This is a genomic window from Ichthyobacterium seriolicida, from assembly GCF_002369955.1.
Lineage (GTDB): Bacteria > Bacteroidota > Bacteroidia > Flavobacteriales > Ichthyobacteriaceae > Ichthyobacterium > Ichthyobacterium seriolicida.
Genome location: NZ_AP014564.1, coordinates 1,226,388 through 1,240,757 on the forward strand (window position 1 = coordinate 1,226,388; position 14,370 = coordinate 1,240,757).

The 14,370-nt window shown below is 32.3% G+C and carries 11 protein-coding genes, 1 tRNA gene and 1 pseudogene; 8 read left to right on the forward strand and 5 right to left on the reverse strand.

Annotation, left to right across the window (positions count from 1 at the left end; genetic code table 11):
- A complete protein-coding gene (gene ileS, locus JBKA6_RS04735; protein ID WP_096686360.1) occupies positions 1-3,399 on the reverse strand; it encodes an isoleucine--tRNA ligase in 3,399 nt (1,132 codons plus the stop codon).
- A gap of 159 nt (positions 3,400-3,558) precedes the next feature.
- Here ileS and rpsU point away from each other — a divergent pair, with 159 nt between their 5' ends.
- The 8 genes from rpsU (at position 3,559) to JBKA6_RS04770 (ending at position 9,214) form a co-directional block, all read left to right on the forward strand.
- Complete coding sequence (gene rpsU / locus JBKA6_RS04740; RefSeq protein WP_096686362.1) at positions 3,559-3,750, forward strand: 30S ribosomal protein S21; 192 nt, start codon at positions 3,559-3,561, stop codon at positions 3,748-3,750.
- A gap of 196 nt (positions 3,751-3,946) precedes the next feature.
- A complete protein-coding gene (gene gyrA / locus JBKA6_RS04745; RefSeq protein ID WP_096686364.1) occupies positions 3,947-6,466 on the forward strand; it encodes a DNA gyrase subunit A in 2,520 nt (839 codons plus the stop codon).
- Positions 6,467-6,551: 85 nt separating this feature from the next.
- Positions 6,552-7,001 (forward strand): DUF2892 domain-containing protein, encoded by a 450-nt coding sequence (locus JBKA6_RS04750; RefSeq protein WP_317044155.1) that lies wholly within the window; start codon positions 6,552-6,554, stop codon positions 6,999-7,001.
- 41 nt (positions 7,002-7,042) lie between these two features.
- Positions 7,043-7,807, forward strand: coding sequence for an MlaE family ABC transporter permease (locus JBKA6_RS04755; protein ID WP_096686368.1), 765 nt, complete (start codon positions 7,043-7,045; stop codon positions 7,805-7,807).
- The gene (locus JBKA6_RS04760) at positions 7,804-8,556 is read left to right on the forward strand and encodes an ABC transporter ATP-binding protein (RefSeq protein ID WP_096686370.1); all 753 of its coding nucleotides are present in this window, start codon (positions 7,804-7,806) and stop codon (positions 8,554-8,556) included. Before JBKA6_RS04755 ends, JBKA6_RS04760 begins: the two co-directional genes overlap by 4 nt.
- Before the next feature lie 57 nt (positions 8,557-8,613).
- Complete coding sequence (locus JBKA6_RS08105; protein WP_394340176.1) at positions 8,614-8,769, forward strand: DUF6341 family protein; 156 nt, start codon at positions 8,614-8,616, stop codon at positions 8,767-8,769.
- A 100-nt stretch (positions 8,770-8,869) separates the two neighbouring features.
- Positions 8,870-9,124 carry a 30S ribosomal protein S20 gene (rpsT, locus tag JBKA6_RS04765; RefSeq protein ID WP_096686372.1) on the forward strand — a complete coding sequence of 85 codons (255 nt, stop codon included), beginning with the start codon at positions 8,870-8,872 and terminating at the stop codon, positions 9,122-9,124.
- Positions 9,125-9,142: 18 nt separating this feature from the next.
- A tRNA-Glu gene (locus JBKA6_RS04770) sits at positions 9,143-9,214 on the forward strand.
- An 826-nt stretch (positions 9,215-10,040) separates the two neighbouring features.
- On the opposite strand, the pseudogene JBKA6_RS07940 reads toward JBKA6_RS04770, so the two are convergent.
- The 4 genes and pseudogenes from JBKA6_RS07940 to JBKA6_RS04795 all read right to left on the reverse strand — a co-directional run bounded on the left by JBKA6_RS07940 (position 10,041) and on the right by JBKA6_RS04795 (position 14,253).
- Positions 10,041-10,831: pseudogene (locus JBKA6_RS07940) on the reverse strand (transposase).
- On the reverse strand, positions 10,828-11,193 hold the full coding sequence (locus JBKA6_RS07945; RefSeq protein WP_157776951.1) for a transposase: 366 nt from the start codon (positions 11,191-11,193) through the stop codon (positions 10,828-10,830). The pseudogene JBKA6_RS07940 and the gene JBKA6_RS07945 overlap by 4 nt, the downstream one beginning before the upstream one ends.
- 182 nt (positions 11,194-11,375) lie before the next feature.
- The gene (locus tag JBKA6_RS04790; RefSeq protein WP_096686380.1) at positions 11,376-11,579 is read right to left on the reverse strand and encodes a hypothetical protein; all 204 of its coding nucleotides are present in this window, start codon (positions 11,577-11,579) and stop codon (positions 11,376-11,378) included.
- Between the two features lie 361 nt (positions 11,580-11,940).
- Complete coding sequence (locus tag JBKA6_RS04795) at positions 11,941-14,253, reverse strand: TonB-dependent receptor plug domain-containing protein (protein WP_096686382.1); 2,313 nt, start codon at positions 14,251-14,253, stop codon at positions 11,941-11,943.
- Between the last annotated feature and the right edge of the window lie 117 nt (positions 14,254-14,370).

A 14,370-nucleotide genomic window follows, 5' to 3' on the forward strand; every position in this document is an offset into this window, starting at 1 on the left:
TTATTTTTTAATTATTTTTATACTAGTCTTAATATTATCAAACTCAACTGGCTCTCCTCCCTCCATATTTGAAACTGTCTCAATAGATAGAGCCAAAGTTTCTCGGCATATGTATGATTTATTATTAATTATGGCTTCTGAAATTTTCTCATTATCCTCAATTAATACATCTATCTTGTCTGTGACTTCACAATTATTATCTTTCCTAATATTTTGTATTCTGTTTACCAACTCCCTAGCTATACCTTCTTCTATTAACCCTTTATTAGTATTAATATCTAATGCGACTGTAAATCTATTAGTGCTAGTTACAGTCCAACCCTTTATATCTCTTGAAGTTATAACCACTTCTTCAGATCTTATCTCTATATCATCTCCATCTAATGAAATATTGATGGATCCATTATTTTCTATCTTTAAAATCTGATCTTGACTAAACTGTTTAACAGCATTGGATATCAGCCCCATCTTATCTCCATATTTAGGTCCTAAAACCTTGAAATTGGCTTTTATATCTTTTGCCAATACTGAAGAGGATTCAGAAGATATTTCTATATCTACTTCTTTTACATTCACTTCAGATTTTATAATGTCTGATACAACCCTAATTTTATCTTTGATCTTTTCATCAGCAACTATGACTATCATTTTCTGCAATGGCTGACGAACCTTTATCTGTTCTTTCTTTCTCAAAGACAATACCATAGAGCTAATCTCTTGAGACATAGACATTTTTTCTTGTAATTCTAGATCTATAACAGATCTATCACACTTGGGAAAATCAGCAATGTGAACTGATTCAAATTCTTCCAAAGAACTAACCTTATTTAAGTCTTTGTATAATCTATCCATAAAAAATGGAGCTATTGGAGAAGATATCTTAGCTATGGTTATAAGACACTCATAAAGAGTTTGATAAGCGTAAATTTTATCTTCGTTGTACTCTCCTTTCCAAAACCTTCTTCTGTTTAAACGTACAAACCAATTGCTCAAGTGCTCGGTCACAAAGTTAGTTATTTTTCTAGCTACAAGGGTGGGCTCATAATTATCATAGCCCTCCTCCACCTCTATAATTAGACTATTTAGTTCTGATAATATCCATCTATCCAATTCAGTCCTGCTATTGATATTGGTAGCTTCTTGCTCATACCTAAATCCATCTATATTGGCGTAAAGAGCAAAAAACGAATAAGTATTATGCAATGTTCCAAAAAATTTCCGTCTAATAATATCTACCCCCTCCAGGTCAAAACGAAGACTATCCCAAGGAGATGAATTATAAATCATATACCAACGAACCGCATCTGGACCGTATTTCTTCAAAGTCTCCAATGGATTTATAGTATTTCCCAAACGCTTGGACATTTTCTTCCCCTCACTATCTAAAACTAATCCATTAGAAATGACATTTTTAAAAGCCACAGAGTCAAAATTCATGACTGCTATGGCGTGCAAGGTAAAGAACCAACCTCTAGTTTGATCTACTCCCTCTGCTATAAAATCGGCAGGGAAAAATTTATTTTCGTCTATTAAATCCTTATTCTCAAATGGATAATGCCACTGAGCATAAGGCATAGATCCAGAGTCGAACCAGACATCTATCAAATCGGATTCTCTCTTCATACGCTCTCCCTCTTTGGAAACTAATATTATCTCATCTACGTAATTTTTGTGTAAATCTATATTTTGATAATTTTCATCACTCATATCACCTACTACGAAGTTCTCAAAGGGATTTTTATCCATAAAATTAACTTCTACAGACTTATCTATCTCTTGCTTTAACTCTTCTATAGAACCTATAACTTTTTCCTCTCGCCCATCTTCTGTCCTCCAAATAGGAATTGGAATACCCCAATAACGCGAACGAGATAAATTCCAATCATTAATATTTTCTAACCATCTTTCAAATCGCTTTTCTCCAGTTGTAGCTGGCTTCCAATTAATAGTTTTATTTAGTTCTATAAGCCTGTCTTTTACTTGTGTAGAACGCACAAACCACGAATCTAAGGGATAGTATAAAATAGGTTTGTCAGTACGCCAACAATGAGGATAGTTATGTACGTACTTCTCAACTTTAAAGGCTTTATTTTCTATCTTTAGCTTTATAGCTATTTCTACATCCACAGATTTTTCGGGAACACTATCAGCATCATAATACTCGTTTTTAACGAATTTATTAGATAACTCACCCATGCCGTCTATGAATTTACCTTGTAAATCTACCAGTGGTACTGGTTTATTATCATCATCTAAAACTAACATGGAAGGAACCCCCGCCTCTTTAGTAACCTTAGCATCATCAGCACCAAAAGTAGGAGCCGCATGTACTATACCCGTTCCTTCTTCAGTAGAGACGAAATCTCCCGAAATAACTACAAAAGCCCTATCAGCATTTTCAAAAGGTTGCTTATAAGGCAATAACTGTTCGTATTGAACTCCTAAAATATCACTCCCTTTAAATTTTGAAATTATAAAATATGGGATTTTTTCAGAGCCTTTTATGACTAAATCTATACTATCTACCTCTGAATATTTATTAGAAAATTGCTTTGGTAATAATTTTTCAGAAATAATGACATTTATCTCCTCCGAAGTGTACTGATTAAAAGTCTTTACCAAAAGATATTCTATATTTTTTCCAACCACAAGAGCTGTATTCGAAGGCAGGGTCCAAGGAGTAGTAGTCCAAGCTAAAAAATATATATCGCCACTGATATTCTTAAACACAGGACTCAAAGTATTCTTTTTAGCCTTAAATTGAGCTGTTACGGTAGTATCTGTAATATCTCTATAACATCCAGGTTGATTCAGCTCATGAGAACTCAATCCAGTACCAGCCTTAGGAGAGTAAGGTTGAACTGTATAACCCTTGTACAAAAGCCCTTTTTTATACATATTAGACAACAACCACCATACAGATTCCATATACTTACTTTCGTAAGTGATATAAGGTGAAGTCATATCAAGCCAAAAACCTATCTTCTTTGTAAGATCATCCCATATATCCGTATAACGCATAACGGTTTTTTTACAGGTTTGATTATACTCATCCACAGATATTTTTTCTCCTATATCTCTTTTAGTTATGCCTAAATCTTTTTCTACACTTAATTCCACTGGTAAGCCGTGAGTGTCCCAACCAGCCTTTCTCTTAACTTGAAATCCTTGCAAGGTCTTATAACGACAAAATATATCCTTTATAGTTCTGGACATAACATGGTGAATTCCAGGCTGGCCATTAGCAGAAGGCGGCCCTTCGTAAAAAATAAAAGGAATAGCCCCTTGCCTACTACTTATACTCTTTAAAAATATTTGATCATCTTCCCATTCTTTCAAAATCCTATCTGCCGTCTCAGATAATTCTAAGCCATCATATTCAGTGAACTTTTTACACATCAGCCTATAACTATTTTATATGGATAATTTTTTTTCGACAAAAGTATAATAATGTTTCTTCTTCTTGATACCTAAAGAATATTTTTAATTCTATTACAACTATTAGAAAATAGTTCTAAATTTGTGTGATTTTTAAATTCAAAATTACAAAGAACAACTATGTTAGTTATACCTATTAAAGAAGGAGAGGCTATAGACAGGGCTCTAAAGAGATTTAAAAGAAAGATGGATAAAACTAGAGTGATAAGACAACTTAGAGCTAGAAAACAATTCACCAAACCTTCTGTTATAAGAAGACAACAAATAATAAAAGCACAATACAAACAAAGGTTGAGACAAGAGGAAGATTAGTATTCTGCCAGAATTAATCAGAATATTTTTTTTAATCCTTATAAGGGATAATCATTACAAACCTCTTGTTTGATTAGACTTGCGTTACGACGATCCTGTTTCGTATACTCACTAAGTAACTGACGGGTTTTAGACGGGTTTGTTCTTGCTGTGTGGAACGGCATCTTTACTTGCTTTTTAATTTTTTAACCAAAATATGACAGATTTACCTGAACAATTGATTTCAGTAAACATAGTTGATGAAATGAAATCTGCTTACATAGATTATTCTATGTCTGTTATAGTTTCTAGGGCATTGCCCGATGTGCGTGATGGATTAAAGCCAGTACACAGAAGGGTTCTGTACGGGATGTATGACTTGGGAGTATCATCGAAGAGTGCCCATAAAAAATCTGCTAGAATAGTTGGTGAGGTTTTAGGTAAATACCACCCTCATGGCGATTCTTCTGTTTACGACAGTATGGTGAGGATGGCTCAAGAATGGTCTTTGAGATATACCATGGTAGACGGCCAAGGTAACTTTGGTTCTATAGATGGAGATAGCCCTGCTGCTATGCGTTATACAGAGGCTCGTCTGAAAAAAATATCTGAGGACATATTAGGAGAATTAGATAAAGACACTGTTGATTTCCAACTTAATTTTGATGACACTCTAAAAGAGCCTGTAGTATTACCGACGCGCATACCTAATTTGTTAGTAAACGGAGCTTCTGGTATAGCAGTGGGTATGGCTACGAATATGGCCCCTCATAACCTAACAGAGGTAATAAATGCCATAATTGCCTATATAAAAAATATAGATATAAGCATTCCTGAATTGATGGAGTACGTAAAAGCTCCTGATTTTCCTACTGGAGGTACAATATATGGTTATGATGGAGTAAAGGAAGCCTATCACACTGGAAAGGGGAGAGTTGTTTTAAGGGCTAAAGTAAGAACAGAAAATATAGATGGAAAAGACTGCTTATTGGTAGATGAAATACCTTATCAAGTAAATAAATCTGAGATGATCAAAAAAACAGCAGATTTAATAAACGATAAGAAGATAGAGGGGATTTCAACAATAAGAGATGAGTCTGATAGAAATGGAATGCGTATTGTATACGTGTTGAAAAACAATGCTATACCTGAGGTGATACTAAACCACTTGTATAAGTACACAGCTCTACAGACCTCTTTTAGCATAAATAATATAGCTCTAGTAAATGGTCGTCCTAAGCTATTAAATTTAAAAGATTTAGTAGTTCACTTTGTGGAACATAGACATGAGGTAGTAGTTAGACGAACTAAATTTGAACTAGATCAAGCAGAAAAAAAAGCACATATTCTAGCAGGTCTGATAATAGCATTAGATAATTTAGATGCCGTTATAAAACTCATTAGATCTTCAAAGAGTGTAGAATCAGCTAGAAGTAGTCTTATGGAATCTTTTTCTCTATCTGAAATTCAAGCTAAGTCTATCCTAGATATGCGTCTGCAGAAGCTTACCAACTTAGAATCTGCTAAAATAAAGGATGAATACGAAGAATTACTCAAGCTACTAGAGCGACTTAAAAACATATTATCGGACGAGTCACTGAGAAAGGCTATAATACAAGAGGAGCTAGAGGAAGTAAAAGAAAAATATGGAGATCAGAGGAGAAGTGATATAGTATACACGAGTAATATCTTCAAGGTAGAAGATATGATTCCAGATGAAGAAGTAGTAGTTACTATCTCTCATGCAGGATATATAAAGAGAACTCCACTTACTGAATATAGAACACAATACCGAGGAGGCGTAGGACAAAAAGGAGTGTCTATTAGAGATGAAGACTTCTTAGAACACGTTTATATAGCTACGAATCACCAGTATATATTGTTTTTCACAGAAAAAGGTAGATGCCACTGGTTAAGGGTATTCGAAATACCAAAAGGGGCTAAAACATCTAAGGGAAGACCTATACAAAATTTGATAAATATAGATCCTGATGATAAGATAAGAGCCTTTATAAGAACTGATGATCTAAAAGATGAAGAATACGTAAACAGTCATTATGTCATCATGGTGACTAAAAATGGGATCGTAAAAAAGACATCTCTAGAAAAGTATTCACGTCCTAGACAAAATGGGATAAACGCGATAACAATACAAGATAACGATCGCTTATTAGAGGCTCAACTGACAAATGGAAAAAGCCATGTGGTATTGGCAGGAAGATCTGGAAAGGCTGTGATATTTGACGAATCCAAAATTCGCGCTAGTGGACGAACAAGTTCGGGAGTAAAGGGTATAACTCTAAAAGATGATGGGGATGAAGCTATAGGCATGGTCTGTGTAGAAGATATGAATTCCGAAATATTAGTGGTTTCAGAAAACGGGTATGGAAAGCGATCTAAAGTAGAAGACTATAGAATTACCAACAGAGGTGCAAAGGGCGTTAAAACTATTTCCATAACTGATAAAACAGGAGGTTTGATAGCTATAAAAAATGTCAATGATGAGAATGATCTAATAGTAATAAGCAAATCGGGAATTACAATTAGGATGTCTGTGGAAGACATAAGGATAATGGGCAGAAATACTCAAGGAGTGAAAGTTTTAAACTTGAAATCAAAAGATGTTATAGCATCTGTTACTAAAGTGCCAAAAGTCAATGATGAGGATAATGGAAATGATCAACCAAGCGATATAAACGAGGGACAAAGCGATATAAACGAGGAAATAAAAGACTAATTATTTTAAAAATTTAAATGTGCTAAATCGAGTAATTAAAATACTTCTAATCATATGTTTTTTAACATTGTCGGTATTTCAATTTATGAAAGGAAATATTGGTAATGGGATTATGCTGATAATACTAGCTCTGCTAGTATTGTTATTATATTTCAGAAATGAAAATATAATAATGGCTTTTTTCTACTTAAAAAAACAGAAATTAGAAAAATCTCGCAAGTGGCTCAGTAGAATAAAATCACCTGAAAAGACTTTAGTACGATCTCAACAGGCCTATTACTATTACATGCTTGGCTTGATAGAAGGTCAAAAATCTATGACTCAATCGGAGAAGTATCTAAAGAAAGCATTATCCATAGGCTTGGGAATGAAACACGATAGAGCAATGGCAAAGCTCAACTTAGCAGCAATAGCGATATCTAAAAGACGCAAAAGAGAAGCTACAAACCTTTTGGCAGAAGTTAAAAAATTAGATAAGGCTAAAATATTTTCCGAACAAATAAAAGCAGTAAAAGATCAGTTAAAAAGGATATGACACTTTGAGCGAAGTGATATTTTTTTGAATATTATCATTTTATGTTCCAAAAAACATTTATATATTCATCAATAGCAAGTATAGGACTGTACTTTAAGATGTTGGGACGAGTTTTAAAAAAACATCAAAAATGGTCTATTTTCAGAGAGTTAATATTTAAGGAAATATCCGATTTATGTATCAATTCGCTGAATATTGTAATTTTCATATCCATATTTATGGGGGCTATAATAGCCATACAGACAAATTACAACTTACTGAGCAACCATTTTATTCCTAAATACTTTATAGGAATAGCAACTCGTCAATCTGTGATATTAGAATTTGCTCCTACTATGATTTCTATTATCCTTGCTGGAAAAGTAGGATCTTATATCGCCTCTAGTATAGGCACTATGCGCATAACAGAACAAATAGACGCTTTAGACGTAATGGGTGTTAACTCACTAAACTTGTTGGTTTTACCTAAAATTATAGCTGGCCTCACATTTTTTCCATTACTAATAGCCATTAGTATGATAACTTCTGTATTGGGAGGATGGATTGCTGGAGCTGTTGTAGGATCATTCTCACCTGAAGATTATCTAATAGGTGTACAGATGAATTTTAAACCATTTCAGATAATATACTCTTTTACTAAAACCCTCTTTTTCTCTTTTGTCATAATAACTGTGCCGTCTTTTTATGGATATTACGTAAATGGAGGGGCATTAGAAGTAGGTAGAGCCAGTACAAAGGCAGTAGTTTGGACAATAGTCCACATCATAGTATTAAACTACTTACTTACAAAAGTTATATTGAAATGATACTAGTCGAAAATTTGTGTAAATCTTTTTCTGATACAGAAGTCTTAAAAGACATTTCCCTTTGTTTAGAGAGAGGAAAGGTGAATTTCATTTTAGGTTCAAGTGGATCTGGAAAAACTGTCTTTATAAAAAGTCTATTGGGGTTGACAGAAATCGATAAAGGCAAAGTTTTCTATGACGGAAGATCTTTTCACGATTTAAACATAAAGGAAAAACAGAATTTGAGAATGGAAATAGGCATGGTATTCCAGGGAAGTGCTTTATTCGATTCTTATTCTGTTGTTGAAAATGTTATCTTCCCCCTGAAGATGTATACTGATTACAGTATTGAAAAAATGGAAGACATAGCTGAAACAGTCCTAAAAAAAGTTAATCTAGAAAATATCGGAAATAAATATCCATCTGAATTATCAGGAGGAATGAAAAAGAGAGTTGCCATTGCAAGAGCCATCGTAATGAAACCAAAATATTTATTTTTCGATGAACCTAATTCGGGATTAGATCCTAGAACTTCAATCGTAATTGATGAATTAATCCAGAAGATTACAAAAGAATACAATATCACCACCGTAGCAAATACTCACGATATGAATTCCATAATGCAAATAGGAGATAATATTATCTTTCTTAAAGATGGAATGAAAAAATGGGAAGGGAATAAAACAGATATTCTACACACTAATGATAAATCGATCTTAGATTTTGTTTTTTGTTCAGACTTATTTAAAAAAATACGAAGTAATATATAGAGAGAGAATAATATAAATGCTCTACCTTTGCCGAACCACTTTTTAAAGTAAAATACAATGAATAACGATATTCTCGATATTATACAGAGTTTTTTTCAGTCTAGTTTTAAGATTCTTCCAATTTTGGGCAACATACCAAATGTAATTTTTATAATAGTTGGAGTATGTATCTTTTACTATTGGGTACACCAATTGCTTTTCTATAATAAGTAGAAATTATAACAATTATACTTTTTTACAAAAAGTAAAAAAAAATGACTGAATATTTAAAAATAGTATTAATTTTACCAGCGTTAATTTTCTGTTAAAACTTATGGCAAATCACAAATCTGCATTAAAGAGGATTAGGTCTAACGAGACAAAGAGACTGAGAAACAAACAGCAGTATAAAAGCGTTAGAAGTATAATTAAAAAACTAAGACTTACCACGGTAAAAGAGGAGGCACTATCTCTATTACCTGTTGTACATAGCTTGGTAGACAAGCTCGCTAAAAAAAGTGTGATTCACAAAAATAAAGCATCTAACTTAAAATCTAAGTTATCTGCTCATGTGTCTTCCCTTGCTTAAGGGATTTTAAGATATGATGGCCCGTTCGTCTAGGGGTTAGGACGCCAGGTTTTCATCCTGGTAACAGGGGTTCGATTCCCCTACGGGCTACTTGGGAGGACATATTACCAAAGTTGGTAGCGTGTTTTTTTTCTCTCTCTCTAAAAATATTGATATTGCTGCAAATAAGTGCTAATGCTTGGTTTACTCGGGCGGTTTGATAGTTTCTTTTTTGGCAGGCCCATTTTTCAGGGAATATCACCCCAACTATTTTATCCTTGGCTTCGATAGGTGATTATCTATAGTATTTCGGTAAGCCTTTGAGCATTCCGAAACTATACTGTACGGGTTTGATAAAACCCTTTTGCTCTATCTCTAATTAATTCTTGCTTTTGGGATTGTAAATAGTAGATTTTTTTCCTCACATATTTTTTTTCCTATCTCATAATCGGATTGAATGAGCAAATAGTCAGTGTACTTATCTAATAACCTGAGTTCGATTAATAAAAACTCTATAACCCTTGAATTTATTGAGGTTATTTATTGAGGTTAATGGATTATTAGTGCGATTATTTGAATACTTATGAAGCGACTTAGTGGAAATTTGATACTTTTTGCACAGAAATATTCAAACCTGAGTTCGATTAATAATTTGCTTAATTAAAACGGTCAAAAGTCTTGAATTAACTGGGATTAAAGAGACTCGTATTTGTGATAAATTGAGTGTTTTTTGCGCGAAAATTGTTAAATTTCCACAAATAGTCTCATAAACACACAAAAGAGCCAAAAACTAAAAGGGCATTTCCTTAAATCCTAATAAAATCAAAGGATTAAAGTGATTTTATTAATCGAACTCAGGTTTTTAGTGTTTTTACATGGTTTTTTAACGACAGAACGTAACTATCCCAAGGTTGTTCATTTCACAAATAAACAACTGCTACTGAGTAATAATTTCCCGAAATAAAGCCTTGTAAACAAAATATTTAGATAGCTGGTAATAGATTCGTCTTTTGGTAATTTTAATCGTTGCTCCTACCTTCAAAAGATAAGTTCTAATTGAACTGATTAACCATTTTTTAGCTACTTCAAATCTTGTTTTCTTTATCTTCTGTTTCAGTAATAAAAACATTTCATAGGCAAGACTACTTATCATAAGTCTAAAAAAGCTAGCAAAAAAACTATGATTTGACAAACGGTCAGAAAAACACATATTTTAACTTCTTTTATTCTATTTTCACTTGAATCACCTCTTTTAACATAAAAGTCAAAGTAAATTTTTCTAGCATCCTTTTGGGGAAGATTACTAGAAAAATGCCTTATATTCATCCCTAATCCTGTACTCTCAACTTTAGAATAGCACTGTTGAGGCTTGTGCCAACTCTTGGCTTTGTAAGTGAATTTCATAAAATGTTGGTGCTTCTCTCCCTGATCCAAATACAATTTTTTTACAGCATTTTTTGACCGAAATACCTTTCTTTTTAAAACTTCATTACTCGCTATGCCTGTCACATATAGTAAATTAAAATCATCTACTAATTGGTAAAAGGCGGCGCAACTAAAGCCGCTATCACTTCTAATAATTATTTCCATCTCTGGGTACCTCTTACGTATTTTGATAATTATTCGCTTTAAAATACTTACATACCATTTATTAGAATAACTGTTTCCTGGGCGGAGTACAGGAAGAATAATCTGCCCTGTATCTCCATCATGAAAAAAATAGTTCATTGTACATGAATAGACCCATAATAACCGTTAAACATTGACAATTGTTGACTGCCATGAGTTGGATCATCGGTTGAATCTACATCAATAACTATTCTCTTGCGATTAGATAAACTTGAAATATATTTGTCTAACCACGCATTACAAAACTTAAAAACAGCCCGTTTATCAAAGCTATTCTCAAATCTTGATATAGTAGGTTGAGAAGCCAAATCACCTTGAAGAACATCTTTAAATAAAGGATCGTTCTGTAAATGATTAACATCATTGGCGTCTTCATAGCCTAACATGATCATATAAACCCTTTGCTTTAACTGATGCTCTATGCTATAAATAATAAATCTAGAGTCTCGAGTATCAGGCAAAAATTTACTGTAATAATTAACCTGGATTATTCACAGTCATATTAACCCGGATTATTCATAGTCATATGAATTTTTCAAGTTAAAAATATTGTTTTACTCAGTATTTCTGAGTAATTACCAATCTAACTCAGGTTATAAACAATGTATTTTTATTCCTCATTTTTGGACTATATCTAAAGTGGTTATTTTTGGTTGAAACCCTTTAAAAGTAACACTTTATGCACAATATTGAAATATAACCATGAATAATCCAGGTTAATCAATCTATGATCTCGTTCTAGTTTTTCAAGCATGATTAAAGATCCATCAGAGCTAATTTCTGATGATGAAAAATTTAATTCAACAGAAGTTTTCCCTCTATAAAATAATGTGTTTTTATTCTTCATTTTTGGGCTATATCTAAAGTGGTTATTTTTGGTTGAAACCCTTTAAAAATAACACTTTATATTCAAATTTAAATACAAACCATGAATAATCCAGGTTAAAAACCTTTAATTAACTGGCATTAAAGAGGTTCGTGTTTGTGATAAATAGAATGTTTTAGTGCAAGAATTCTTAAATTCCGACTAAATCGACATCATAAGCATACAAAAAGAGCCCAAAACTAAAGGGTATTTCCTTAAATCCGAATAAAATCAAAGGATTCAAGCGTCTTTATTAATCGAACTCAGGTTTATAATGGTTATGCTCTAACTTAAAAATATCCTATGCCTAAGGATTTGATCATCTTCTTTTTTATTGATCAGCCTATAATATTTCATATCTCAGAGTTATGTTATAACTTCTTGGACGAGAGGATTTAAGAGTATAATATTCTGTTGATGGTGTTTGATTAAACACATTATCTATTTCTAATATAAATTTTAATCTATCCTCTAGGAATCTTTTTGTAAGCCCCATGTCTACCACATATGTAGGCTTTGAATATTCTTCTTCGCTGTCTATTATTTCATTGTGATTAAAATGGCTATTAACCCCCATTCTTCCTTTGTACTGAAATGAAATATTAGTAGATATACCCTCCAATATATCATTTAAAAATAATTTAATATTTCCACTGTATTTAGGTCTATTTTCTAATCCTCCGTAATCACTTTCTTTTACCACAATTTTGTTTTTATCAGATTTACTCTTTTTTGAAAATATTTTTCCAGCCCTTATATCTTCTAAAACTACTTTATCCTTAGCTTCCAAGTATTGGCAACCTATAGATAATGATATATTATCATTAATCTCATAGTTAGAACTAAGTGCTATACCTTGGGTAAATACTGAACCTATATTAACATAAGTTTTCACATAACTGCCTATATGAAAACGAAATAGGTTAGCTTTTTCTATCATATTTTCTATATCATTTCTAAACAGTTCTAATTTCAGATCTATTGCGTCTATAGGCTTGTAAGTTAATTCTATATTTGTTCCTATTGAACTTTCAGGTATTAGTATCGAAGCATATATTTTCCAATATTTATAATCGATTTCGGTATCACCAAGACCTACAACAGGTACGTTATACTTATTAAAATAATCCCTGACTTCTTCGCTTACACGGTAGTCTAGATATTTTGAGAATGCTTCTTGTCCTAGGCGTTCACTTCCTAAAAGTATATTAGAGGAATCATCTTCTGACAGTACGTAGTAGTGTTTTAAATTAGGAGTTCTAATGCCTTTTGCTACAGATACTTTTATGTCGATATAATCTGTGATATCGTATTTAAATGAGGCCTTAGGATCAAGATTTACACCGACACCGGTCCCGCTATTTAAACTAAAATTAAATCTAAGACCTAACACTACCTCTAATTTTTCAAAAAACTTTGCAGAGTATTGCCCATATGAATAAAAATCGTAAAAATATACAGGGTCTTTATAATCTTTTTTTTTGTGACTTACTAGTCTTGGTGAAACACGGCCAGCGTAAAATTTAACATTGTGTTTACGTGCATATGCATGCATATATTCATATTCCCGTTCAGGAATAGGGTCTATAGTCCTATTATCTAATTTTAGAACCTCTTCAAAGTTATTTCCAATTCCATAAACCATTTTATCTCCATTGCTTAATTTATGCTCCAATATATATTCCCCTTCCAAGGATCCTTGTGAATATTCAGCGAGTTTACCTTTTTTAGTTTGTTTATAGCTATGAATACTTGAAAATATACTCAATTTAGTAGATAATCGTTCGCTAACATCATAGGTAATTGTAGGTGCTAAATTAAAATTTAATAGATCGGAATAACTATTTTGGTTTGAAACCTCTGAATAGTAACTTTTACGTTTAAAATTTAACCTAGAACTTGTATAAGTTTTTAAATCAGGAGTATTTTGGCTTGAAAATACACTTGCAAATCTAAATTTACTATAAAGATCTTTTTTTTTTACACTATTTTGTTCAGAATTTATGTAAGGGAAATAGGGAAGATTTTTAGAGAAGCCAATATCTGTACTGATATTCCATTTGTTATCACTGCAGTATTGTGTATGTAAACTTCCACCTAAGTCATTGAATTTAGTATATCTAAAAGATCCAGATAATTTGTTTTCTAATATGGGTTTTGTAATTATATTTATGACTCCTGCCACTGCTTGTGATCCATATTCACTAGATGCAGATCCTTTTATTATTTCTATTTGTTTTATATTGTCAATATCTACAATCTCGTTTAAATCTGGATAGTCATCTACATTTTTGCTTAAAATTTGCACTCCATTTACCAGCATCAAAGTATATTCTTGATCTAGGCCTTGTAATTGAAGTTTTGGAGTATCGCCATCTGATGAATCAATATTTATACCCATTGTAGATCCTAATATATTTATTAACTGTCCATCACCTGCATTTTTTAACTGACCCCTGCTTATAAGTGTAACAGGCACAGTACTATGGGTTACTTTTTTATATTTTTTGTCTGAAGTAAGGATTATTTCACTTAAGTCCATTGATTTTATAAATTCTATAGTATCTCTTTTAGAGGTGATATCATCTGTGTTATCGTGCTGAGCTATAACTCTTAAGCTAATCAAGGATATTAATATTAGTTTTGATTTTTTCATTTGAAAACTTACAATATTGATTTGAAGAGTGCAATATTAGTATATTTTCCTTGTTCTAAAATAGTAGCAATATGAATTATGTGCTGTTGTAAATGAAATTTATTGATCTGATTTCAA

Coding starts and splice junctions, on each gene's coding strand:
- JBKA6_RS08105 (WP_394340176.1), top strand. CDS start 8,614: ATGAATAACGATATTCTCGATATTATACAGAGTTTTTTTCAGTCTAGT.
- ileS (WP_096686360.1), bottom strand. CDS start 3,399: ATGTGTAAAAAGTTCACTGAATATGATGGCTTAGAATTATCTGAGACG.
- rpsT (WP_096686372.1), top strand. CDS start 8,870: ATGGCAAATCACAAATCTGCATTAAAGAGGATTAGGTCTAACGAGACA.
- rpsU (WP_096686362.1), top strand. CDS start 3,559: ATGTTAGTTATACCTATTAAAGAAGGAGAGGCTATAGACAGGGCTCTA.
- JBKA6_RS04790 (WP_096686380.1), bottom strand. CDS start 11,579: ATGAAGAATAAAAACACATTATTTTATAGAGGGAAAACTTCTGTTGAA.
- gyrA (WP_096686364.1), top strand. CDS start 3,947: ATGACAGATTTACCTGAACAATTGATTTCAGTAAACATAGTTGATGAA.
- JBKA6_RS04760 (WP_096686370.1), top strand. CDS start 7,804: ATGATACTAGTCGAAAATTTGTGTAAATCTTTTTCTGATACAGAAGTC.
- JBKA6_RS04755 (WP_096686368.1), top strand. CDS start 7,043: ATGTTCCAAAAAACATTTATATATTCATCAATAGCAAGTATAGGACTG.
- JBKA6_RS04795 (WP_096686382.1), bottom strand. CDS start 14,253: ATGAAAAAATCAAAACTAATATTAATATCCTTGATTAGCTTAAGAGTT.
- JBKA6_RS04750 (WP_317044155.1), top strand. CDS start 6,552: ATGAAAGGAAATATTGGTAATGGGATTATGCTGATAATACTAGCTCTG.